This is a genomic window from Isoptericola sp. NPDC056573 (genome assembly GCF_042793335.1).
Lineage (GTDB): Bacteria > Actinomycetota > Actinomycetes > Actinomycetales > Cellulomonadaceae > Isoptericola.
In genome coordinates, this window is record NZ_JBHTUY010000002.1 from 308,099 (window position 1) to 330,374 (window position 22,276).

Consider the following 22,276-nt stretch of genomic DNA (forward strand, 5'->3'; position numbering starts at 1 on the left):
GGACCCGCCTAGAGGCCCGCCACCGCGACGACGGTCACCAGGACCACCACGAGGGCGATGCCCGCCGCCGCCACGACGTGCACCGCGGGGCGGCGGCGGAGCACCGCGACGAACTCGCGCAGGTACGCGCTGGGGAAGAAGTAGCCCGCCGTCGGGGCGCCCACCGCGTGCACGTCGAGGCCGAGGTCCATCGCCTCCATGGCGGCGCGCGGCGCGTGGTAGTTGTTCGTCGCGACGAGGTACGGGCCCGGCGTGCCGTGCTCCCGCAGGACGGCGACGCCGAGGGTGAGGTTCTCCCGGGTGGTGCGCGCCCGGTCCTCCACGAGCACGCGGTCGGCGGGCACGCCGTGGTCGACGAGCCACTCCCCCATCGCGACGCCCTCCGGTCGGTCCTCGTCCGCGCCCTGCCCGCCGGACGGGACGATCGGCACCGGGACGCCGTCGGACCCCAGCCGGTCCGCGGCGTCCCGCCCCGCCGTGAGGCGGGCCGCGAGGAGCGGCGGCACCCGGCCGCCCACCACCTTGGAGCCCAGCACGACGACGCCGTGCGCGGGCACCCGGGCCGCGTACCGACGGTAGAGCAGCGTCTGGGTCACGAAGCCCAGGAAGACGAAGCCGAGCCACGCCGTGCCCATCAGCAGGCCCACCACCAGCCCCATGGTCCAGGGCACCTGCAGCACGAACGGCGCGACGACGACGAACGGCGCGGCGAGCATCGCCACCCCGACCAGCAGCGACAGGAGGTTGCCGAGGCTGCGGCGCTCGCGGCGCACCATCGTCAGCCCGTTGACCACGAGGAAGACCGGCAGCGCGAGCAGACCCAGGCCGAGGACGCCGAAGAGCAGGAACGTGAGCCACCCCATGGCGGTCGTGCCGCCGGGCACCAGCGCGACGAGCTGCCCCACCAGCCCCACGCCCGTGTAGACGACGGCGAGGGCGAGGAACCCGTTGCGCAGGCGGCGGCGGTCCACCCGCAGCGAGTGCACCAACCAGGCCACCCACAGGCCGCAGATCACCGCCGAGACGACGACGGACCAGACGGTGGCGTTGACCTCGGCACTCACGCCCGCAGGATAGGTGGGCGCGGACGAAAATGCCGGGACCGCCGGGCGTCGTCGTGGTGCGATGCGGGGATGACCTCACGCATCTCGCACACGACGTTCGACTGCCGCGACGCCTATGCGCAGTCCGAGTGGTGGAAGCAGGTGCTCGGCTACGTCGACGTGCCGGGCGACCCCAACCTCCCCGGCCACGAGGAGTGCATGATCGTGCCGCCGGCCGGCCACGACGCGCCCGCCGAGAGCCACGGCCGGCTGCTGTTCATCGAGGTGACCGAGCCCAAGACGGTGAAGAACCGCGGGCACCTCGACCTGCGCCCCACGGACCGCACGCAGGCGGAGGAGGTGGAGCGCCTGCTCGCGCTCGGCGCCACGCAGGTGGCCGACCTGCGCAGCCCGGACGGCCAGGGCGGCTGGGTGGTGCTCGCCGACCCGGAGGGCAACGAGTTCTGCATCCTGCTCAGCGACGCCGAGCGGGCTGCGGTGCTCGCTGCTCGGGAGGCGTGACCCGGGGGCGGGGCGCGGCCGCGCGGGCCGCGAAGACCGCCACGACGAGCAGCACGACGACGGCGAGCATCGCGAGCCGCAGCCCCAGGTGCTCGCCGAGGAAGCCGAGCAGCGGCGGGCCCACCAGGAACGCGAGGTACCCGCTGGTGGCGACGGCGCTCACCCGCTCGGCGCCGCGCTCCGGGTCGTCGCCCGCCGCCGAGATGGCGACCGGGAACCCGAGCGACGCGCCCAGGCCCCACAGCGCGACCGCGACGCCGGCCACCACCGGGCTCGGCGCGAACACCACGGCGAGGATGCCGGCGATGGCGCACACGGCGCTCACGGACAGCACCGCGGCGCGCCCGAACCGCTCGACCACCGGCCCGCCGGAGAACCGGCCCACCGTCATCGCCGCGGCGAAGCCGGCGTAGACCAGCGAGCCGTGCGTGGCCGACATCCCGTGGCCGTCGACCATGAGCAGGGGCAGCCAGTCGTTCGCGGCGCCCTCGGCGAACGCCATCGCGAGCACGACGACGCCGATGAGCACGAGGCGCCCGTCGCGCCACACGCTGGGGCGGCGCTCGCGCGGGGCGCCGGCCTCCGGCGCCTCCCGCGCCTCCTCCCGGCCCGTGCCCGCCGGGATCCCGGGCATCGCCCAGGCCACGAGCGCGGCCATGACGGCCGCCATGGCGAGGAGGTGCCAGACGACGGGGAAGTCGAGCGCCGTGAGCGCGATGCCCACGAGGGCGCCGACGACGGTGCCGAGGCTGAAGCTGCCGTGCAGCGCGGGCAGCACCGGCCGCCCGGACTCGACCTCCAGGGCCGCGCCCTCGATGTTGAGGCCGATCTCGCCGAGCCCGCCGCCCAGCCCGACGAGCAGCAGCCCCGCGAACGCCCCCGCCGCGAGGCCCGCGGCCGCGGCCAGGCCGATGACCCCGACGCCGGCCACCACCAGCAGGGAGCCGACCAGGATCACCGGGCGGGCTCCCCGGCGGCGCACGATCGGCCCCGCCGACAGCACGCCGGTCATCGAACCGACGGACAGCCCGAAGAGGACGAGCCCCATCCCCGCGGTGGACGCGCCGAGCGCGTCCCGGACGTCGGGCGTGCGGGTGATCCACGACGACATGCCGAGCCCCACGAGCAGCGTCAGCGAGAAGAGCGACAGGCGTCGGCGGAACTGGTCGGGCATGCGGTGCATCGTATCCGCGATTCTCGTATCGATTCGACGCGCCGATTCGACGCGCCGCTCAGGCGCCGTCCTCCGCGATGCTGCGCACCACCCGGGCGGGGTTGCCGACGGCGATCACGTTCGCGGGCACGTCGCGCGTGACGACGGAGCCGGCACCGATCACGGAGTTGTCACCGATCGTGACGCCGGGGCAGACGATGACACCGCCGCCCAGCCACACGTTGTCGCCGAGCGTGATGGGCTTCGCGGCCTCGAGCTTGTCGCGCCGCGGGGTCGGCTCGACCGGGTGGGTGGGGGTCAGGAGCTGCACGTTCGGGCCGATCTGGCAGTCCGCGCCGATGACGATCGGCGCCACGTCCAGCGCGGTGAGGTGGTAGTTGACGAACGTCCGCGGCCCGACGTGCAGGTTCTCGCCGTAGTCGACGTACAGCGGCGGCCGGATCGCCGCGCCCTCACCGAGGGTGCCGAGCAGCTCCTCGAGCACCGGGCGGGCGCCCGCCGGGTCGTGGGGCGCCGTGCGCGCGTACTCGTCCTGCAGCCGCGCGGCCCGCAGGGCGCGGCGCTCGATCTCCGGGTCGTCCGCGATGTACAGGTCGCCCGCGAGCATCCGCTCGTGGTTCGTGCGCGGGTCTCCGGCGAAGTGGTCCGTGGTCATGCCGAGGAGCGTAGCGGGCATGTGTACGGACGTACATATCGCGCGCGGCCCCACCGGACTGCTCCCCGACCCCCGTTCCGCTACGTTCGGCGCATGTCTCCCACGTTCGTGCTGGTCCACGGCGCTTTCGCCAGCTCCTTCTCCTTCGCGCCGCTGCAGGCCGAGCTCGCCCTGCGCGGGCACCGGTCCCTCGCCGTCGACCTTCCCGGCCACGGGTTCGCGGCCACGTTCCCGGTGGAGTACCAGGCGCCGCAGGACCTCGCCGGGCTCGCGTCGGCACCCGGGGCGATCAAGGGCGTGACCCTCGCGGACAACGCCGCGCACGTGATCGAGGTCCTTGAGCGGGCGCGCGAGCACGGGCCGGTGGTCCTGGTCGGCCACAGCCGCGGCGGCGTCACCGTGACCGCGGTCGCGAACGCCCGCCCCGACCTCGTCGACCGCCTCGTGTACGTGTCGGCGTGGGCGCCGGTGGACCTCGACGTGGGCGACTACTACGCCGAGCCGGAGATGGCGACGTTCGACGCGACCGCGGTCGCGGGCGCCGCGGCGGCGAACCCCGCCGACGTCGGCCTGCTGCGGTGCAACTTCCGCACGGCCGACCCGGACGTGCTCGCGGGCCTCAAGGCCGCGTTCCTCGCCGACGGCACCGACGACGAGTTCCGCGGCTTCCTCAACACCTTCCAGCCCGACGAGAACCTCGACGCCGGCACCCCGGACGACCGGGCGCAGGCCGCGACCTGGGGCACGGTGCCCCGCGCCTACGTGCGGCTGAGCGAGGACGCCAGCATGCCGCTCGCGATGCAGGACCGGCTGATCCGCGAGGGCGACGCCCTCACCCCCGACAACCCCTACGCGGTGCGCACGCTCGCATCGAGCCACCTCAGCTGGCTGGTGCGCCCCGCCGCGGCCGCCGACGTGCTCGCGGAGCTCGCGGCTCGCTGAGCGGCGGGTGCAGCACCAGCACCACGACGACCGCCACCATGATCACCGCGGTGAGCGTGACGGGGACCGGGATCACCGGGTCGAGCAGCACCAGCAGCGCGCCCACCGGGACCACCGTGTCGACCACCCGGTCGGCGTTGTCGCGGATCGCGATCCACCAGACGCCCAGCACGAAGACGGCGATCGGGACGGTGACCGTGAACGACGCCCCCACGTCGGACAGCGCGGTGTGCCCGGTGATCGCGTCGACCTCCACCTCGATACCGGCGGAGAACGCGCCCGCGGCGGCGAAGACGAAGTAGTGCGCGTAGCCGTACCGCAGCGAGCGCGACAGCCGACCCTCGTGGCCGAGGGCGCGATGGTGGGGCGGCCAGAAGTAGACCCACCAGAGGGCGGCGGTCACGACGACGGTCAGCACGGCGACGGAGACCAGGGAGGCGAGGTCCTGCTCGTCGTGCAGCGCCTCGATGATGGCGTTGGACGACGCGAGGAGGCTCTCGCCGAGCAGGATCAGCGTGAACAGGCCGTACCGCTCGGTGATGTGGTGCGGGTGCCACGGCGTGCGGCCGCGGGTCTCCGCCGCCACCGGGACCGCCAGCTCGGCGGCGGCGAGGACCACCCAGGCCGCCCCCTGCACGGACTCGGGCAGCGCGAGGAGCGCGAGCCAGCACACCTGGACGACGGCGATGCCCGCCGCGTACGCCCGCGTCGCTCCGCGCGTCGGCCCGGCCGTGCCCGACGCGCGGAGCCACTGCGCGATCATCGCCACGCGCATCACGACGTACCCGGCGATGACGACGGTGAAGTCGCGCTCGGTGAACACCGACTCGATCCCCGCCGCGAGCACCAGCACGCCCGACATCTGCACGATCGTCAGCACGCGATAGAGCCAGTCGTCGGTGTCGAACGACGTGGCGAACCAGGTGAAGTTCATCCACGCCCACCAGATCGCGAAGAACACCATGCCGTACGACGCCAGCCCGCTCCCGACGTGCCCCTCGGTGAGCGCGTGGTGCAGCTGCACGGACGCGACGCTCACCGCGACCACGAACACGAGGTCGAAGAACAGCTCCAGCGTGCTCGCGGTGCGGCCGGGCTCGTGCGGGTCGCGTGCGGACATGCGCACCAGGCGCGACCGTGCGAGGTTCTCGGGCGGGCTCACGCGAGTCATCGTGCACCCGTCGCGCCCGACGGGCCACGGGTCCCGGGCCCGGGTACGCTGCCCGGGATGTTCTCGGACCGTAGACGTCGGCGCGCCGCGCGACGGATCAGGCCCGGGGACGGGCACGCCCTCCAGCGCTTCCGGTGGTGGCAGCCCCTGTCGCGGGCACTGTTCCACCTGGACCTCGTGCACGGCGGCGCACCTGAGCGGTGGTCGGTCGACGTGCGGCTCTGGGGCGACTCCGACGACGGCGACGTGCGGGCGCGGCTCTACCGCGACGGCGTGCACCTCGCGACGTCGAAGCTCCCGGCCGAGCTCCCCGTCACCGGCGGCGCCGTCCAGGTGGCCACCAGCAGCTACGGGCTGCGCCGCTGCCATTACGTCACCCCGGACGGGCACGAGCGCCAGCTCGAGCCCGACCCCGCGTCCGCCGAGGGGCGCCGCGCCCGGCTGGAGCGTGAGCGCCCCGGCCTGAGCCGCGGGATCGGGGCGGTCTCCTGGGTCGTGCTCGCCGTCGCGCTGGTGCTCGGCGCCCCGCAGATCGTCGAGCAGATCTCCCAGATCCCGCCCGTCGCCGAGCACCTCGGCACGTTCACGTCGCCGGTCCGGCTGCCCGCGGGCCTCAACGTCGCCCTCGTCGTCGCCGCCGCGCTGGCCAGCACCGAGCGCGCGCTGCGCCTGCGCTACCACTGGCTGCTCGACGGCGGGCTGTTCGAGGGCGACGACTAGAACCCGCCCGGCCGGTCGCAAGGACCACACCTGTCTGACCTGTGACTATGGTGCCACCATGCTCGCCAGGACCCCCGGGATCACCCCTCGCGTCGCGCTGGTCTGCGGGGCGTTCATCGCCATGACCGCGGTGTCCGGATGCTCGACCGCCGAACCGCCCATTCGCGTCGCCATCGTGGACTCCGGGGTTGCGGCAGACCTGGACGCCTTCAAGGCCTACACCATCGCCTCGCCCACGGAAACCGTCATCGGCGGGCACGGCACGATGATGGCCTCCGTCGCCTTGGGTACGAACGGCAACGGCGCGGAGCCCGTGGACCCCGAGCTGGTCGAAGTTCTGAGCATCAATATCGACGGGCGCTCCGGTGACGGCGAGGCACTGGCCGAGGGGATCGTCGCCGCAGTCGACGACGGCGCTGACATCATCCTGGTGAGTCGAGGAGTCCGGCGCGACACCGCAGCCCTTCGATCTGCCGTCGAGCGCGCCGGCGACGCCGGCTCGGTCGTCGTGGCGGCGGCCGGGAACGTGCGCTTCTTGCCGGCCGACTATCCAGCACGCTATCCCGATGTCATCTCCGTCGGGGCTGCCACGAGGGACGGGCAACCCTGGTCCCACTCCGCGAAGGAGCCGGTGGATACCTTTGCGCTGGGCGTCGACGTCTCGGTGCTTGATGAGCATGGCGCCGAACGAGTCGAGTCGGGCACCTCGGTGGCTGCCGCACTCGTCGTCCGCGACCTTCTGGGCCGGCTCGCTGACGAGACGATCCCAGACCCCTCGCGATACGAACCACCGAAGGTCGTCCAACCTGCAACATGACCCCCACGACTGGGCGCTCGCGGCCAGACCGAAGGCGTCAGCGCGCGCCTGACCTGCACAGAGGATCGTTTGATGTCATAGTTCCGCAGTACGAACCCGATAGCCAGCAAGTTCCCAGTCAACATCCGGTCTCATGCGCGCCCTTGCGGCAGCGGTGGCTGGGGCCATGCTCGTCACCACGGCCGTCGGCACCTCTGCTTCCGCCGCCTCGGAGGCCACCACGGGGGCGGACGTCGCCCCCGGCGCGCCCGTGGCACACGACGCCCTGGGGTTCGACCCGGAGAACATGACCGGCGAGGAGGTCGTCACCAAGGGCCTTGAGCAGTACGGGCTCGACGTCGATGCGGTCGAGGTCGATCTCGACCAGATCCAGATCGGCGCCGAGGCCGAGAGCCCCCAGGGCCAGTTCGCCTTCGTGCTCCAGCTCGACACCGACACCGCTACGGGTACCTACACCGTCACCGACGAGATCCAGGGCGAGACCGTCGCCACCGCGTACGACGTAGCGGTGCAGACCTCGACCCCCGAACGCGCGGTCTTCACCCTCACCAACCCCGTCACGGAGGAGACGTACCACTACGACTCGACCACGGCGAACGAGTCGGTGGCGTTCGTGATCCCCGTTGCGTTCGCCGCCATCTCGCTCAGCACCGCGCTGTACTACCTCGCTATCGGCGCCGCGATCGTCATCGGTGGCGTCCTCGCCGTCGAAGCGGCGAAGTCGATCAGCAAGATCATTGCCGAGAACAACAAGCGCCCGAAAAGCAAGAAGCGCTATCACTATCCGGCAGACGTGAAGGGTGACAAGGTCTACATCAGCCCCAAGGGCCTGACGTCCTCCGCAGCCGTCACCCGCGGAAAGAAGGGTCACGACGTCTGGTCGACCAGCAAGGCCGGCGCCAAGACCATCGCGACCAAGATCAAGGGCAGCAAGAAGCCTGTCGGCCCGGAGATCCACGGCGGCGGCAAGCCTGGGTACATGTGGCACTATCACCCGTACAACCGGACCCCGAAGATGCACTCGTTCTACGGCCACGCCCGCACGTAGCGATGCTGAGGAGCGCAGCGATCTTGACCTCATCCCGCTACACGGAACTCCTTGCCCAGGCACGCCAGGAGCTCGGAGTACCCGAGGCCGCGGGCATCACGGATGTCGTTGCACTCCTCGGTGCATGGGGCGCGACACCCATGCCCGTGGGCTCCTTCGACACGAACCTCTGCGACGAGTACGTCGACGAGGCACTCGTCGTGTACCAGGCGAGCATCGACGACGTGCACCTGATCGCGGAGCATCTCACCGACGACGAGCGCGAGGGTTTCTCACCGGACGACTCCGACGAGGGCTCGGACGACCTGGAGGCCACCAACACCGGCGCGACGGACGACTGGTCGGAGGTCTCGGACGATCTCGATGCCGGCCGGCGGGTCATTGTTCTCCTCGAACGGGACCGCGCGGACTCGACGCAGGTCGGAAACTTCAGGGTCCATGGCGCAGGCCAATGGATCCGCGAGCGCCTGTGGGCGGCGACGGGTGTGCTGCCCCGCGACCCAGGGAGCAGCGGCTCCGACTTCTATTCCCAGGCGCTCGACCTTGCACGCCCCGGGCGTCCCGACGTACCAACGGCTCTTTACGACAGGCTGCCCGGTTGGCTTTGGAGCGCCTACGTGGCGTTCATGCGTCCCCGCTGGCGTCGGGCCCGCGACCGACGCCTCGGGGCCGACGTTGAGGATTGACACCTCGACCCCGGGTGAGAACGCCGCGACGCGCACGAGAACGACGCCCCGTCGCACAGTGAGGGCGGACCTGGCCACCGCGCTTGCCACCAAGGAGGTCCACGTCGCGTCACTGGGTGAAGCCTGGCTGGCGCTGGTGTGGTGGGTTCCGTTCCACCTCGTTCGACAGCCCGCCCTCTGGGTGTTGGTGGCGGGCGGCGGGCTCCTCGTCTGGGCGGCCGACGCACTGATCGTTTCGCAGGTCCTTCCGGAACTGAGCGCCTGGCCAGCTCTCGGCTGGACAGCCCTCGGCGCCGCGGTTGCCTACCTCCTCCTCACGACCGTGGCTTCGTTCGTCGTCACCGGTGCCCGTCACTGGGTCCTCTTTTCAGACGCCGAGCGCACCGCTGTCATCGGTGCGCGAGTGCGACAGGACGCCGGTCGCACGTCGGTGATCGTGAACAACCATGTCGCTCGCCGCATCGGCGCCGGGACCGGACGTCGCCTACGGATCGAGATGAGGCAGGGACTGCGCGAGTTCATGGTCAGCCACCCTGACGCATCGCTCCGGTTCACCGCCCAGAACGACCGCCTGGCACGGGCCTATCTGGTTGACCTCGGCGAGGCACTGCCGGTGAGCGAGGGGTGGCACCACCACGTCGTAGGGCGTCGGGCATCGATCAGTCGCGAACCAAGCCGACATCGAGCCGAGACTCGCCGCGAAGGTTCTGCGAAGACGTCGTGACACGATGGATATCTATTGACTTTCGATAGGTGAGGCACCACGCTCGTCGGCATGTCCCGCACCCAGCGCCTCGTCGGACCGCTCCGCGGCCTGCTCGTCGCCGTCTTCGCCGCCCTCGTCGCCACCCAGGCCGCCGTGCTGCCCGCCGCGTTCGCGCGGATGGCCGACGAGTCCCCCGACCTGGCACCGCTGCGCTGGCCGCTCCTCGTGCTCGCCGTCGTCGGCCTGGTCTGCGTCGAGGCGGTCATCGTGTGCACCTGGCGGCTGCTGACGATGGTGCGCGACGACCGGATCTTCTCCGACCACGCCCTCGTGTGGGTCAACGGCATCGTGGCAGCCGTCGCGGGCGCGTGGCTGCTCGTGCTCGTCGCGTTCGCGATGCTCGTCGCCGCCGAAGGGCTCGTCGGACTCGCCGCGCTGCTCCTGCTGGTGCTGCTCGTGGGGGCCGCCGTCGGGCTGCTGATGGTGGTGCTGCGCGCGCTGCTGCGGCAGGCCACCGAGCTGCGCACCGACCTCGACGGGGTGATCTGATGCCGATCGTCGTCCGCCTCGACGTGGAGCTCGCCCGGCGCAAGATGAGCGTCGGCGAGTTCGCCGAGCGCGTGGGGCTCACGCCCGCCAACGTCGCCGTCCTCAAGAACGGCCGGGCCAAGGCCGTCCGCTTCGCGACCCTCGAGGCCATGTGCCGCGTGCTCGGCTGCCAGCCCGGCGACCTGCTGGAGTGGGTCGACGACGCCGACGGGAGCGCCGGCGATGAGGGCTGACGTGCTCGTCGTCGGTGCCGGCCTCGCCGGGCTGTGGACGGCGACGGAGCTCGCGTGGCGCGGGCACGACGTCGTCCTCGCGGACCGGCGCAGCCGCCTCGACACCACCGTGCGCACCACCGGCATCTTCGTGCGGCGCACGCTGGAGGACTTCGACCTGCCGCCCGAGCACCTCGGCCCGCCGATCCGGCGGATGGTGCTGTACCCGCCGTCGCACCGGGACCCGGTCACGCTCGACAGCAGGCACGACGAGTTCCGCGTGGGCGACATGGCCGCGCTGTACCTGGAGCTGGCCACGCGCGCCGGGACCGCGGGCGTGCGGCTCGAGCTCGGCACCCGCTACCTCGGCTCGCGCGGCGGCGTGCACCAGCTGCACGGTCCCGGGGGCCCGGTCGAGGCGCGCGCGACCTTCGTCGTCGGGGCCGACGGCGCCCGGTCCGCCGTCGCACGGGAGCTGGGCCTCGACCGCAACCGCGAGCTCCTGGTCGGCGCCGAGGAGGTCTTCGAGGTGCCGCGGCGCGACAGCCGGCCCGACACCGTGCCGGCCTTCCACTGCGTGCTCGACCCGCGCCTCGCGCCCGGCTACCTGGCCTGGGTGCTCGACGACGGGCAGCACGCGCACGTGGGGGTCGCCGGGTACCCCGACCGGTACCCGCACGGCCTGCGCGACGCGCTGCGGCGATTCGCCGCCACCGCGCCCGGCCTCGCGGGCGTGCCCGTGCCGGACGCCGTCGAGAGGCGCGCCGGCCCCATCCCCGTCGGCGGGCTGCTGCGCCGCGTCGCCGGGCCGCGCGGCCTGCTCGTAGGCGACGCCGCGGGCGCCGTCTCGCCCCTCACCGCGGGCGGGCTCGACCCGTGCCTGCGGCTGTCCGCCCACGCGGCCGACGTCCTCGACCGCGCCCTGCGCACCGGCGACCGGCGCGAGCTCGCCGCGTACGACGGCGCGGCCCTGCGCGCCCGGTTCCGCGGGCGGCTCGCCCTGCGCCGCGGCCTGTCGCAGGTGCGCACACCTGCCGTGGCGGCCGCCGGCGTCGCCGCGCTGCGCACGCCGCCCGGTCGTGTCGCCGCCCGGCGCATCCTCTTCGGGCACGGGTCGTTCCCGGACCCCCGCCCCGGCAACTCGAGCCGCGACCGACCGCGACCGGCCGCGACGTTCGTGTGACCACCGACGAGCCGGCCACAGCGCCGCCAGCCACTCCGCGCGTGGTCGCCGGCACGGGGCTTCTCCTCGTGGGCCTCGTCGCGGGAGCCGCGGCGCTCGCACTCGCCTCCGCCGCACCGCGCACGCTGGTGCTGCTGGGCGACGTCGTCCTGAGCCGCCGGCCGGCGTTGTGGGTCGCGCTGCCCCTCTCGGCGGCCGTCGCCGCCGCGGGCTGGGTGGTACGACGTCGCCGGACCAGGCCGGGGGCGGCCGAGCGGGGTGTCCTCGTGGGCCTGCTGCTGACCCCGGTCCTGGGCGCCCTGCTCGCCCCCTTCGCGTTCGTCGCCGTCCTGGCCGTCGCCGGCGTGCAGCGCGCCGTGGCGGCCTCACCGTCCGCGCAGGTGGCGCTGCTGCTCCTCGGTGCCGTGGCGGTATCGGCTCACCGGGGATCGACCCGTGGACGCAGCGAGCGGCTCCGCCGGGCCTGTGCCCGGCTGACGTCCGGTCTCGCGGCGGTCGTCACCGTCGTCGCGCTCGTGAGCGTCGTCGCGGCAGGCGTCCTCGCCGAGGCGACCGACGTCGTCGTGCGCCCGTCGGCGGGCTGCGTGGTCCTCCTGCACGAGGAACAGTTCTTCTTTGCCGGCTCGCTCACCGTCTTCACCGGTCAGGGTGGTGACGGGCCCCTGCTCGTCCGTGCCGGTGCGCAGTTCCCCCTGGAGGAGAACTTTCCCGTCCGCGCCGGGGAGTACGCGGTCGAGGCCTCGTCCACGGCCGTCCGCATCAGGTTCGACGACGGGCTCGGCGGGGTGGACAGCGCCGTGCCCTGCGCGTGACACCCGACCGGGTACGGCAGGCGGGGGTTCTCGGCGCCCCGGTGCAGGGCTAGATTTCCCCTGTGCCGCCAGTGGACTCGCTCCTCGCCTTCACCCTCGCCTCGGTCGTGCTCATCGCGATCCCGGGGCCGAGCGTGCTGTTCGTCGTCGGCCGGTCGCTGTCGCTCGGTCGGCGGGGCGGGCTGCTGAGCGTCGTCGGCAACGAGCTCGGGTCCCTGGTGCCGATCACCCTGGTGGCCCTCGGCGTCGGCTCGCTCGTGGCGCAGTCGGTCGCCGTGTTCACCGTGGTCAAGCTGCTCGGCGCCGCCTACCTGGGGTATCTCGGGATCCAGGCGATCCGGCACCGCCGCGAGGGCACCGACGTCCCCGCCGACCCGCGGGCGCGCCCCGCGTCGTCGTGGACCACGCTGCGGCAGGGCTTCGTCGTCGGAGCGACCAACCCCAAGACGATCGTGTTCTTCGTGGCCGCGCTCCCCCAGTTCGTCGACTTCCACGCCGGCGCCGTGCCGCTGCAGATGCTCGTGCTGGGCCTGGTGTTCACGCTGATCGCGCTGGTGCTCGACGGCACCTGGGCGGTCCTGGCCGGCACGGCGCGCGCGTGGTTCGCGCGGTCGCCGCGCCGGCTGTCCGCCGTCCGCGCCACCGGCGGCGGGATGATGCTCGGCCTCGCCGGCACGCTGGTGCTCACGCCCGCGAAGGCCTGAGCGCCGGCCGGCTCAGACGGTGAGCAGCACCTTGGTGGCGCGTCGCTCGTCCATCGCCCGGTAGCCCTCCGCCGCCTTCTCGAGGGGCAGCGTGAGGTCGAAGACCTGGCCCGGGTCGATCTCCCGGTCCCAGACGAGCCGGATCAGCTCGGGAAGGAAGCGGCGCACGGGGGCGGGGCCGCCGTGCAGGTGGATGCCGGCCATGAACAGGTCGTCGCCGGGCAGGGCGACGTCGTGCGAGACGCCGACGAAGCCCACGTGGCCGCCGGGCCGGGCGGAGTGCACGGCCTGCATCATCGACTCCTGCGTGCCGACGGCCTCGATCACCGAGTGCGCGCCGAACCCGCCGGTCAGCTCCTTGATGCGGGCCACGCCCGCGTCGCCCCGCTCCTCGACGATGTCGGTGGCGCCGAACCGGCGGGCCAGCGCCTGCCGGTCGGCGTGCCGGGACATCGCGATGATGCGCTCGGCGCCGAGCTGCTTCGCGGCGAGGACGCCGAGCAGCCCGACCGCGCCGTCGCCCACCACGGCGACCGTCTTGCCGGGGCCTGCCTCGGCGGCGACGGCGGCGAACCAGCCGGTGCCCAGGACGTCCGAGGCGGCGAGCAGCGACGGCACGAGGTCGTCGTCGGGCATGCCGGGCGTCGCGACGAGCGTGCCGTCGGCCAGCGGGATGCGCGCCCGCTCCGACTGGGTGCCGAGGGTGCCCATGAGCACCCGGTGCACGCAGTAGGCCTGGTAGCCGGACGCGCAGATCTCGCAGGTGTTGTCCGACGCCCAGAACGAGCCGACGACGAAGTCGCCGACCTTGACGGTCCGCACGTCGGCGCCGATCTCCTCGACGACGCCCACGTACTCGTGGCCCATGACGGCGTCGTGGACGTCCTCGACGCCGCGGTACGGCCAGAGGTCGGACCCGCAGATGCAGGTGGCGGTGACCCGGATGATCGCGTCGGTGGGCTGGATGATCCGGGGGTCCTCGCGCTCGATGACGCGCACGTCGCCGGGGGCGTGCAGGACGACTCCACGCATGGTGGTGCTCCGTTCGTTGGTGTTCTCAGTAGCGGATCGGGGTGCGCCGACGGACGGCGGTGGCGGCGACGGCCGCGGCGAGCGCGACGGCGACGACGGTGACGAGGCCCAGGGGCAGGATCGTCGCCGCGCCGGCGAGGCCGACCAGCGGCGCGGCCACGCCGCCGAAGCCGAAGCGGACCATCCCGAGCAGGGACGACGCCGTGCCCGCGAGCCGCGGGTAGCCGACGAGGGCGAGCGTCGTCGCGGGCGGGGACGTGGTGGCCACGCCGCTCGCCAGGGCCAGCAGCGACACGACGACGACCCACAGCGGCGTCGTCGCCAGCCCGGACACCAGCAGCCCGACGGCACCCAGCCCCGCGAGGCCGGTGCCGACGGCGAGGGTGCCGGGCACGCTCCAGCGCTCCGCGGCCCGGCCGGCGAGGAACCCGCAGACCATGAAACCGGCGGAGTTCAGGCCGAAGGCGAGCGCGTACCCCTGCGGGGACAGGCCGTAGACGCCCTGGAGCACGAACGTCGCGCCGGACAGGTACGCGAACAGCGCGGCGTACATGAACCCCTGGTGCAGGATCGCGCCGACGAAGACCCGGTCGGACAAGAGCACGCGGAGGTCGCGACCCGTCTGGGCGAAGCCGCCGGCGGTGCGGCGGTCGGCGGGCAGCGTCTCGGGGAACGCGACGAGCGCGGCGACGAGGATGGCCGCGCCCGCGGCCGCGAGGAAGACGAAGAGGCCGCGCCAGTCGGTGACCGCGCTCAGCTGCCCGCCGAGCAGCGGCCCGACGATCGCCGCGAGCCCGCCGACCACGGTGAGGCGGCCGTAGAAGCGAATGAGGGCGCCGCCGTCGTAGACGTCACGCCCCGCGGCCTGCGCGATGACGATGCCGACGCCGCCCGCGAGGCCCTGCACGAAGCGGGCGCCGACCAGCAGCTCCACGGTGGGGCTGATCGCGCACAGGGCCGACGTCGCGACGTAGGCCACGACGCCGACCAGCAGGACGCCGCGCCGCCCGTACCGGTCGGACAGCGGGCCCGCGACCAGCTGCCCGACGGCGAGCCCCACGAGGCAGGCCGTGACGGTGAGCTGCGCGACCGACGTCGCCGCCCCGAGGTCCGCGGTGAGCGCGGGCAGCGCCGGGAGGTACAGGTCCATCGAGATCGGGCCGAACACGGTGAGCAGGAGCAGCAGCGCCGGCAGCAGCCGGGCGAACCGGTGCGACGCGGGAACGTCCGTGGCGGGCAGGGCAGGGGCGGGCATGTCATCCAGCGTCCGTCCCGCGGCCGCGCGGCGGGAGTCCCTGACGAACCGTGTACCGCCAGTACACCCCTCGCGGGCGCCGCCGCGTCGGTGCCGTGCCTAGCCTGGACGGCATGGACAACCGAGCCGAGGTGCGCGAATTCCTCATGTCGCGACGCGCCAAGGTCACCCCCGACGAGGCCGGACTGCCCGGGGGGTCGAACCGCCGGGTGCCCGGCCTGCGGCGCAGCGAGGTCGCGATGCTGGCCGGGGTGAGCGTCGAGTACTACGCGAAGCTCGAGCGGGGCGCGATCGCCGGCGCGAGCGCGTCGGTGCTCGACGCCGTGTCCCGCGCCCTCCGGCTGGACGACGCCGAGCGCTCGCACCTCCTCGACCTCGCACGGGCGGCGGACGGCATCCCCACGTCGGGGCGCTCGCGCGGCCGCGCCGCCCGGCCCGCGGAGCCGCGCCCGAGCCTGCAGTGGGCGCTGGAGGCGGTCACCGACGCCGTCGCGTTCGTCCGCGACCCGCGGCAGAACCTGCTCGCGACCAACGCGCTGGGCCGCGCGTTCTACGCCCCCGTCATCGGCGACGGCGGTCGCACCCCCAACCTCGCGCGCTTCCAGTTCCTCGACCCGGCGGCCCGGGACTTCTACCCCGAGTGGGACGTCATGGCGGAGATGTGCGTGGGCGTGATGCGCGCCGAGGCAGGGCGCAACCCTCATGACAAGGCCTTCCAGGACCTGGTGGGCGAGCTGTCCACGCGCAGCGAGACCTTCCGCACGCTCTGGGCCGCGCACGACGTCCGCATCCACGGCACCGGCACCAAGCACTTCCGCCACCCCGTGGTCGGCGACCTGACCCTCGCCTACGAGGAGCTCGCCATCACCGCCGAGCCCGGGCAGGTGCTGCTCGTGTACACCGCGGAGCCCGGTTCGCCGTCGGCCGAGCGGCTGCGGCTGCTGGCGTCGTGGGGTGCCGACGAGGACGCCCGCGGCGTCGCGGCGGGCCGGGCGGGCTGAGTTCACCCGGCCCCGCCCGTGGTGACGGCGACGGTGCGGGATACCTTCCCGCCATGCGCATGAATGCCGTCTGGGCGCCGGTGATGGAACCCGTGCGGGGGCGTGCGGTGGCCCCCGTCGCGTGGACGCTGGCCTGGACGAACGCTCCCGCCCGGGCCCGCAGGGCCGGGGCGGCGGTGACGTGGCCGCTGTGGGTGGCGATCGTCGTGGTCCTCGACGGGTTCGTGCACCACGACGGCACGGTCGTGGTGCGCCTGACGCGCACGAACCCGTGGCCGGCGACGGGGATGTTCGCCCGCGGGACGGGGTCGGCCCTCCTGGTGGGCGCCGTGCTCGGCACGACCGCGGGTCAGGCGTCGTTCGCGCCGACCGTCGCGTCCGTCGGTGTCGCCGTGGTGATCCACGGGTGGTGCGCCGCGGCGGTCCTGCTCCTCGCGGTCGCGGCGGCCCGCACGGGGCTCGCCGTGGCCCGCGCCCAGCGCACCGCCCTGAGGGCCGCGTCGCGGGAGCAGCGCCGCGCCGACGTCGCGAGGTTCCGGGCGGCGGACTGGACGGTCGACTCCGTCGCGTCGCGGGAGCGCGGCGGCGCGCTCGCGCTGATCTCCCGGCACGTCGGCGAGGTGGTCGGCCCGCACGAGACGGTGCGGACCCTGGCCGCCACGACCCGGCACGCCGCGGTCTACCGGCGCTTCGGCCTCGAGCCGCTGCCGAGCCGGCCCCTGATGCTCGTGGGGGCCGCGCCCGCACACTGACGCGTCCCCGCCCGCGTGGCCTGGCAGGATGGCCGGCACTCCCCACGAAGGACGGACATCCGATGGCCTACTTCCGCCGCACCGGCGCGACGACGTTCCAGCCCACCGAGCACGTCGGCGGCGCCTGGAGGACCGACGAGCAGCACGTGGCCCCCACGCTCGGGCTGCTCACCCACCTGGTGGAGCAGGACCGCGAGAAGCGGGGCCGCGAGGACCTGGCCGCCACACGGCTGACGTTCGACATCTGGGGCCCCTACCGCCTGGAGGAGATGACCACCGACGTCCGCGTGCTGCGGCCCGGGCGCGGCGTCGAGCTGGTCGAGGCGTCCGTGGCCTGCGCCGGCCGCACGGTGGTGACGCTGCGCGCCTGGCTCACCGCCGTCGGCGACACGCGCCCGCTCGCGGGCGGCGCGCCCACGCCGCTGCCCGGGCCCGACGCGACCCCGGCCTGGGACCCCGCGGCGGACTGGCCGGGCGGGTTCGTCGAGTCGATCGACGTCCGCCGCGACCTGGCCGGGCCGGGCCGCGGGCACGTCTGGGTGCGCACCGGCCACCCGCTCGTCGAGGACGAGGACGTGAGCGGCCTCGCCCGCACCGTCGGGCTGTTCGACCTCGCGAACGGGATGACGGTGCGCGCCGACCCGCGACGCGTCGCCTTCCCCAACGTCGACCTCTCGGCGCACCTGCACCGCGCGCCCCAGGGCGAGTGGCTGGGCCTGGACACGACCGTCGTCTTCGGCGCGACCGGCGCCGGCCTCACCTCCAGCGTGCTGCACGACGAGCGCGGCGCTTTCGGCGCGCTCGCGCAGGGGCTGGTGGTCCGGGCCTTCGACGCGCCGTGACCCCCGACAACCTGCGGAACGCGGCGGCCCGACCGGCAGCCGGGTCCTACCAGTCGTGCACCGTGCCGTCGTGCAGGCGGTTGGTGGGCAGGTAGGCCGGCACGTACGGGTGCGCCGCGGCGAGGTCCTCGTCGAGCTCCACCCCGATGCCGGGCGCCTCGCCCGGGTGCAGGTAGCCGTCGTCGAAGGTGTACGCGTGGCGGAACACCTCGTTCGTCAGCGCCGTGTGGCCCGAGTACTCCTGGATGCCGAAGTTGTGGATCGCGAGGTCGAGGTGCACGGCGGCGGCCATGCCCACCGGGGAGATGTCCTCGGGTCCGTGGATGGCGCTCTTGATCTGGCGCTGCGCGGCATAGTCGAACAGCTTGCGCATCGGCGTCACGCCGCCGAAGTGCGTGACGGCCGAGCGGACGTAGTCGATGAGCTGCTCGTCGATCAGCGTCTGGTAGTCGAAGACGGTGTTGAACACCTCGCCGATCGCCAGGGGCGTCGTGGTGTGCTCGCGCACGAGCCGCAGGCCCTGCTGGTTCTCCGCCGGGGTGCAGTCCTCGAGCCAGAAGAGGTCGTACTGCTCGATCTCCCGCCCGAGCCGGGCCGCCTGCTGGGGCGTGAGCCGGTGGTGGGCGTCGTGGAGGAGCGGCAGGTCCGGACCGAACTCGTTGCGCACGGCCTCGAGCACCTTCGGCAGATGCCTCAGGTAGGCGCCCGTGTCCCAGTCCTCGACGACCGGGAGGGTGCGCTGGTCGAGCCGCGTGCCCGCGGCGTCCGGAGCGATCGCCGTGCCGGCGTGCACGCCGTACACGGCTTGCAGGCCCGGGACGCCCGTCTGCACGCGGACGCTCTTGTAGCCCTCGTCGAGCCGGGCGCGCACGGAGTCCAGCAGCTCCGGGATGTCGCGCCCGTTGGCGTGCCCGTAGGTGCGGACGCGGTCGCGGGACGCCCCGCCGAGGAGCTGGTACAACGGCAGCCCGGCCACCTTGGCCTTGATGTCCCACAGCGCGACGTCGACCGCGGCGATCGCCGCCATCGTGACGGGCCCGCGCCGCCAGTAGGCGCCGCGGTACAGCGACTGCCAGGTGTCCTCGATCCGGTGCGGGTCGCTGCCGAGCAGCAGCGGCGCGACGTGTTCGCGCAGGTAGGACACGACGGCGAGCTCCCGACCGTTCAGCGTCGCGTCGCCGAGGCCGGTCACGCCCTCGTCGGTGGTGAGCTTGAGCGTGACGAAGTTGCGGCCCGGGCTGGTCACGATGACCTGGGCGTCGATGATCTTCATGTCTGCTTCCTGTAGGTGGTGCGTACCGTGCGGGCGGAGGGTGTCGAGAGGTCAGCCCTTGGTCGCGCCCGCGGTGAGCCCGGCGACCAGGTACTTCTGCCCCAGCACGGCGGCGAGGAGCACCGGGATCGTCATGAGCGTGGCGGCGGCCATGAGCCCGCCCCAGTCGGTGCTCGCGTAAGAGATGAAGTTGAACAGCGTGACCGGCATCGTCTTGGTCGACTCGTCCGAGAGGATCAGCGCGAACATGAAGTTGTTCCAGCTGAAGATGAATGCCAGCACGCACGCCGTCGCGGTGCCGGGCGCCGCGAGCGGGAGCGCGATCTTGCGGAACGCGCCGAAGGCGCTTAGGCCGTCGGTCCGGGCCGCCTCCTCGAGCTCGACGGGCAGCCCCTCGAAGAAGCCGATCATGATCCACAGGATCAGCGGCACCGAGACGAACATGTGGCTCAGGACGAGCACCGTGTACGAGCCGACGAGGCCGAGCTGCGCGAAGAGGTAGTACCAGGGCACGAGGAGCGAGATCGCCGGCACGATGCGCGCCACCAGCACGAGCGACCCGGTGCGGTGCATCCGGAACCGGCCCACGGCCCACGCCGCCGGCACGGCGATGACCGCTGACAGGATCGTCGACACGACACCCACGTAGGCCGAGTTGCCCAGCGAGCGCACGATCTCGCCGTCCGCGAGCACATTGCGGAAGTTCTCGAGCGTCGGCGAGAAGATCAGCCCGACGGTCGGGTCGGTCACCTGCACGTTGGTCTTGAACGCGGCGGCGATCATCCACACCACCGGCATCGCGATGACGAGGCAGACCACCACGATGGCGAGCGCTCGCAGCCAGGCCCAGCCCGACCGACGAGGCCGCCGCCGGACGGCAGGGGGCCGGGGCGAGGGCCGGACCCCTGGGCCCGCCGCGGTGGTGAGGCTCATGCGGAGTTCCTTCCCGAACGGCGCCGCAGCAGCACGACGACGCCGATGATGAACAGGGTGAACAGGACGAGGACGGCGGACGCGAGGCCGTACTCCTGGTAGTCGAAGGTGAGCCCGTAGGCGTAGACGTTCAGCGTTTCCACCTCGAAGTCGGACCCCCCGCCCGGGCCCTTGGTGGCGTAGAGGATGTCGAACGTCTTGAGGGCGTCGACGGCGCGGAGCACCAGGGCGGTGAGGATCGTCGTGGCCAGCATCGGCAGGACGATGTGCCGGAATCGCTGCCACGCGTTGGCGCCGTCGACCCGGGCCGCCTCCTCCGGCTCCTCCGGCAGCGTCGACAGGCCGGCCAGGAGCAGCAGGGTCATCATCGGCGTCCACTGCCACACATCGATCAGCATGAGGAGCGGCAGCGACTGCGAGACGGAGCCCAGGAACTCCTGCGGCGGGATCCCGACCATGCCCAGCAGGTGGTTGGCGATGCCGTTCGTCGGGTCGAGGATGAGCAGCCACAGGATGCCGATGGCGACCGGCGTCGCCAGCAGCGGGACCATGAGGATCGACCGCACGACGCGCATCCCGCGGAAGGCCTGGCGCAGGAGCATCGCGATCGCGAGCCCGAGGACGGTCTCGAGGACGACGGCGCCGACGGTGAAGTACACGGTGCGCCAGACCGCCGGCCAGAAGCGCCGGGTGTCGGTGACGGCGTCGAGGTAGTTCTGACCGCCGTTGTACTGGTGGCCCGCGTTGACGGCGCCGAACGCGTCCGTGAAGGACAGGTTCACCGTGAACAGCAGCGGGAACACGATCATCAGGCCGACGAAGCCGAGCGCGGGCGCGAGCATCATCCAGCGCAGGCGGCGGTTCGACTGCTCGAACGTCAGCTGCTTCGCCCCGGGCCGCGGGCGGCGGGCCGGGGAACCGTGGGCCTGCCGGCCGGCCGGGACGGCGACCGGGGGTGCGTCCGTGCGCGTCATCAGAACTCCTGCTGGCGGTTGTCGCGGACGAGGAAGTCGGTGAACTCGGCATGCGCGTCCTGCGCGACCGGGGGCACAGGCTGCCCGAGGATCCCCGCCACGAGCGGGCGCCCGACGATGTCGCGCGCCCTCCCCACCTGGATCACCTCCGGCCGGTCGTGGCCCAGGCCGTTCTCCGCGTTCACGCGCATCGCTTCCGCCAGGTCCTCCGGGAAGGCGGCGAGCGTCGTCGGGTCCTCCCACGCGGAGGTACGCGCGCCGGGGATCCCGTCGGCCTGGAGCTGCGTCACCATCTCGGTGCCGGACACCCAGCGGATGAAGGCCCAGGCGTCGTCCTGCAGCCGCGAGAACTTGTTGATCCCCACGCTCCACGACGGGATGTTGTGCGGCCGGGACCCCGCCGGCCCCTCGGGGAACGGAGCGAAGCCCACGGTGTCCTGCACCGTCGAGATCGAGGGGTCGAGGAAGTTCGAGTAGATGGCGTCGGCGTCGATGTAGAACGCCGCCTTGCCCTGCGCGAAGATCGGCATCGCCTGCTCGAGGCTCATGTTCGTCACGCCGGGCGGACCGGTGCGGTCCAGCAGCTTCCCGTAGTACTCGTACGCCGCGACGGCCTCGGGCGTCCCGATCCCGGACCCGCCCTCGGGCGTCGTGAAGTCGCCGCCGAAGGAGTAGAGGAAGCTCGACCACTGGCTGACGGCCCCGTTGCGCTGCCCTCGTCCGACGTAGCCGAAGCGGCCCGCCGACGCGTCGGTCAGCTCCTGCGCGACCGCGTACAGGTCGTCGAGCGTGCGCGGTGCGCCGCCGTGGTCCTCGACCAGGTCCTTGCGGTAGTAGAGCGCGGGGCGCTCGGTGACGACCGGGACGCTCAGCACGCGGCCGTGCGTCACGGACCGCTCGCGCGGCGCGTCCTGGAAGTCCGCCCAGGCGAACTCCGGGTCCTCGACGAGGCCGCTCAGGTCGGCCAGCCAGTCGTTGCGCGCGAAGAGCAGCTGCTCCTGCAGCGCGCGGACCATCATCACGTCCACGTCCGAGGAGGAGGCGTTGAGCTTGACGTTGTAGCTGTTCGACAGCTGGTCCGACGTCAGGAGCTGCATCGCCACCCGGCGGCCGATCAGGTCCTCGAACTCCCCGATCCGCTCACGCACCGCCTGCGACCAGACGTGGTTCACGGCGGCCACCCGCAACGGTGCGCTCGCGCTGCTGGTCCCCGTGCTGCGTGGCGAGCACGCCGCGAGGACGGCCGCGCCTGCTCCTGCCGCCAGGAGGC

At 73.1% G+C, this 22,276-nt stretch carries 25 protein-coding genes; 15 read left to right on the plus strand and 10 right to left on the minus strand.

From position 1 onward, the window contains the following. Positions 1-8 precede the first annotated feature (8 nt). Positions 9-1,064 (minus strand): YdcF family protein, encoded by a 1,056-nt coding sequence (locus ACFQ8E_RS04165; RefSeq protein ID WP_430549317.1) that lies wholly within the window; start codon positions 1,062-1,064, stop codon positions 9-11. A 69-nt stretch (positions 1,065-1,133) separates the two neighbouring features. On the opposite strand from ACFQ8E_RS04165, the gene ACFQ8E_RS04170 reads away from it, so the two are divergent. After that, positions 1,134-1,565: a VOC family protein gene (locus ACFQ8E_RS04170; protein WP_430549318.1), complete on the plus strand. Its 432-nt coding sequence runs from the start codon at positions 1,134-1,136 to the stop codon at positions 1,563-1,565. Here ACFQ8E_RS04170 and ACFQ8E_RS04175 read toward each other — a convergent pair. Together ACFQ8E_RS04175 and ACFQ8E_RS04180 are read right to left on the minus strand one after the other, a co-directional pair. Then, on the minus strand, positions 1,519-2,739 hold the full coding sequence (locus ACFQ8E_RS04175) for an MFS transporter (protein WP_430549319.1): 1,221 nt from the start codon (positions 2,737-2,739) through the stop codon (positions 1,519-1,521). The genes ACFQ8E_RS04170 and ACFQ8E_RS04175 overlap by 47 nt on opposite strands. Before the next feature lie 58 nt (positions 2,740-2,797). Next, positions 2,798-3,394, minus strand: coding sequence for a sugar O-acetyltransferase (locus tag ACFQ8E_RS04180; protein ID WP_430549320.1), 597 nt, complete (start codon positions 3,392-3,394; stop codon positions 2,798-2,800). A gap of 93 nt (positions 3,395-3,487) precedes the next feature. On the opposite strand from ACFQ8E_RS04180, the gene ACFQ8E_RS04185 reads away from it, so the two are divergent. Beyond that, on the plus strand, positions 3,488-4,336 hold the full coding sequence (locus ACFQ8E_RS04185) for an alpha/beta fold hydrolase (RefSeq protein ID WP_430549321.1): 849 nt from the start codon (positions 3,488-3,490) through the stop codon (positions 4,334-4,336). Here the strand turns inward: ACFQ8E_RS04185 and ACFQ8E_RS04190 are convergent. Continuing rightward, positions 4,275-5,507, minus strand: coding sequence for a low temperature requirement protein A (locus ACFQ8E_RS04190; RefSeq protein WP_430549322.1), 1,233 nt, complete (start codon positions 5,505-5,507; stop codon positions 4,275-4,277). The genes ACFQ8E_RS04185 and ACFQ8E_RS04190 overlap by 62 nt on opposite strands. Positions 5,508-5,564: 57 nt before the next feature. Between ACFQ8E_RS04190 and ACFQ8E_RS04195 the strand changes: the two genes are divergently transcribed. The 10 genes from ACFQ8E_RS04195 (at position 5,565) to ACFQ8E_RS04240 (ending at position 12,944) form a co-directional block, all read left to right on the plus strand. Beyond that, the gene (locus tag ACFQ8E_RS04195) at positions 5,565-6,227 is read left to right on the plus strand and encodes a hypothetical protein (RefSeq protein ID WP_430549323.1); all 663 of its coding nucleotides are present in this window, start codon (positions 5,565-5,567) and stop codon (positions 6,225-6,227) included. 58 nt (positions 6,228-6,285) lie between these two features. Continuing rightward, a complete protein-coding gene (locus tag ACFQ8E_RS04200) occupies positions 6,286-7,044 on the plus strand; it encodes a S8 family serine peptidase (RefSeq protein WP_430549324.1) in 759 nt (252 codons plus the stop codon). A gap of 166 nt (positions 7,045-7,210) precedes the next feature. Further along, positions 7,211-8,092 carry a hypothetical protein gene (locus ACFQ8E_RS04205; RefSeq protein ID WP_430549325.1) on the plus strand — a complete coding sequence of 294 codons (882 nt, stop codon included), beginning with the start codon at positions 7,211-7,213 and terminating at the stop codon, positions 8,090-8,092. 23 nt (positions 8,093-8,115) lie between these two features. After that, positions 8,116-8,778, plus strand: coding sequence for a hypothetical protein (locus ACFQ8E_RS04210; protein WP_430549326.1), 663 nt, complete (start codon positions 8,116-8,118; stop codon positions 8,776-8,778). Between the two features lie 58 nt (positions 8,779-8,836). Further along, positions 8,837-9,502, plus strand: a complete 666-nt coding sequence (locus ACFQ8E_RS04215; RefSeq protein WP_430549327.1) for a hypothetical protein — start codon at positions 8,837-8,839, stop codon at positions 9,500-9,502. Positions 9,503-9,553: 51 nt separating this feature from the next. After that, the gene (locus tag ACFQ8E_RS04220) at positions 9,554-10,033 is read left to right on the plus strand and encodes a DUF2975 domain-containing protein (protein WP_430549328.1); all 480 of its coding nucleotides are present in this window, start codon (positions 9,554-9,556) and stop codon (positions 10,031-10,033) included. After that, a complete protein-coding gene (locus ACFQ8E_RS04225) occupies positions 10,033-10,266 on the plus strand; it encodes a helix-turn-helix domain-containing protein (protein ID WP_430549329.1) in 234 nt (77 codons plus the stop codon). The genes ACFQ8E_RS04220 and ACFQ8E_RS04225 overlap by 1 nt, the downstream gene beginning before the upstream one ends. Beyond that, positions 10,256-11,428, plus strand: a complete 1,173-nt coding sequence (locus ACFQ8E_RS04230) for an FAD-dependent oxidoreductase (protein ID WP_430549330.1) — start codon at positions 10,256-10,258, stop codon at positions 11,426-11,428. Before ACFQ8E_RS04225 ends, ACFQ8E_RS04230 begins: the two co-directional genes overlap by 11 nt. A 41-nt stretch (positions 11,429-11,469) precedes the next feature. Beyond that, positions 11,470-12,240 carry a hypothetical protein gene (locus tag ACFQ8E_RS04235; protein WP_430549331.1) on the plus strand — a complete coding sequence of 257 codons (771 nt, stop codon included), beginning with the start codon at positions 11,470-11,472 and terminating at the stop codon, positions 12,238-12,240. A 62-nt stretch (positions 12,241-12,302) separates the two neighbouring features. Next, entirely contained in the window at positions 12,303-12,944 is a 642-nt protein-coding gene (locus ACFQ8E_RS04240) for a LysE family translocator (RefSeq protein ID WP_430549332.1), read from the plus strand. Between the two features lie 12 nt (positions 12,945-12,956). On the opposite strand, the gene ACFQ8E_RS04245 is transcribed toward ACFQ8E_RS04240, so the two are convergent. Both ACFQ8E_RS04245 and ACFQ8E_RS04250 read right to left on the minus strand, forming a co-directional pair. Beyond that, complete coding sequence (locus tag ACFQ8E_RS04245; protein WP_430549333.1) at positions 12,957-13,976, minus strand: zinc-dependent alcohol dehydrogenase family protein; 1,020 nt, start codon at positions 13,974-13,976, stop codon at positions 12,957-12,959. A gap of 25 nt (positions 13,977-14,001) precedes the next feature. Then, entirely contained in the window at positions 14,002-15,231 is a 1,230-nt protein-coding gene (locus tag ACFQ8E_RS04250) for a multidrug effflux MFS transporter (protein WP_430549334.1), read from the minus strand. Positions 15,232-15,344: 113 nt separating this feature from the next. On the opposite strand from ACFQ8E_RS04250, the gene ACFQ8E_RS04255 reads away from it, so the two are divergent. The 3 genes from ACFQ8E_RS04255 to ACFQ8E_RS04265 all read left to right on the plus strand — a co-directional run bounded on the left by ACFQ8E_RS04255 (position 15,345) and on the right by ACFQ8E_RS04265 (position 17,826). Next, positions 15,345-16,232, plus strand: coding sequence for a helix-turn-helix domain-containing protein (locus ACFQ8E_RS04255; protein ID WP_430549335.1), 888 nt, complete (start codon positions 15,345-15,347; stop codon positions 16,230-16,232). 53 nt (positions 16,233-16,285) lie between these two features. Next, positions 16,286-16,984 carry a hypothetical protein gene (locus tag ACFQ8E_RS04260; RefSeq protein ID WP_430549336.1) on the plus strand — a complete coding sequence of 233 codons (699 nt, stop codon included), beginning with the start codon at positions 16,286-16,288 and terminating at the stop codon, positions 16,982-16,984. A gap of 62 nt (positions 16,985-17,046) precedes the next feature. Next, positions 17,047-17,826 (plus strand): thioesterase family protein, encoded by a 780-nt coding sequence (locus ACFQ8E_RS04265; RefSeq protein WP_430549337.1) that lies wholly within the window; start codon positions 17,047-17,049, stop codon positions 17,824-17,826. A gap of 46 nt (positions 17,827-17,872) precedes the next feature. On the opposite strand, the gene manD is transcribed toward ACFQ8E_RS04265, so the two are convergent. From manD to ACFQ8E_RS04285, 4 genes are read right to left on the minus strand one after another with little or no spacing between them, the layout of a single operon-like run. Next, positions 17,873-19,099 (minus strand): D-mannonate dehydratase ManD, encoded by a 1,227-nt coding sequence (manD, locus tag ACFQ8E_RS04270; protein WP_430549338.1) that lies wholly within the window; start codon positions 19,097-19,099, stop codon positions 17,873-17,875. 51 nt (positions 19,100-19,150) lie between these two features. Then, positions 19,151-20,032, minus strand: a complete 882-nt coding sequence (locus ACFQ8E_RS04275; RefSeq protein WP_430549339.1) for a carbohydrate ABC transporter permease — start codon at positions 20,030-20,032, stop codon at positions 19,151-19,153. Further along, positions 20,029-21,006: a carbohydrate ABC transporter permease gene (locus tag ACFQ8E_RS04280; protein ID WP_430549340.1), complete on the minus strand. Its 978-nt coding sequence runs from the start codon at positions 21,004-21,006 to the stop codon at positions 20,029-20,031. The genes ACFQ8E_RS04275 and ACFQ8E_RS04280 overlap by 4 nt, the downstream gene beginning before the upstream one ends. Then, positions 21,006-22,178, minus strand: coding sequence for an ABC transporter substrate-binding protein (locus tag ACFQ8E_RS04285; RefSeq protein WP_430549341.1), 1,173 nt, complete (start codon positions 22,176-22,178; stop codon positions 21,006-21,008). Before ACFQ8E_RS04285 ends, ACFQ8E_RS04280 begins: the two co-directional genes overlap by 1 nt. Positions 22,179-22,276: the final 98 nt, after the last annotated feature.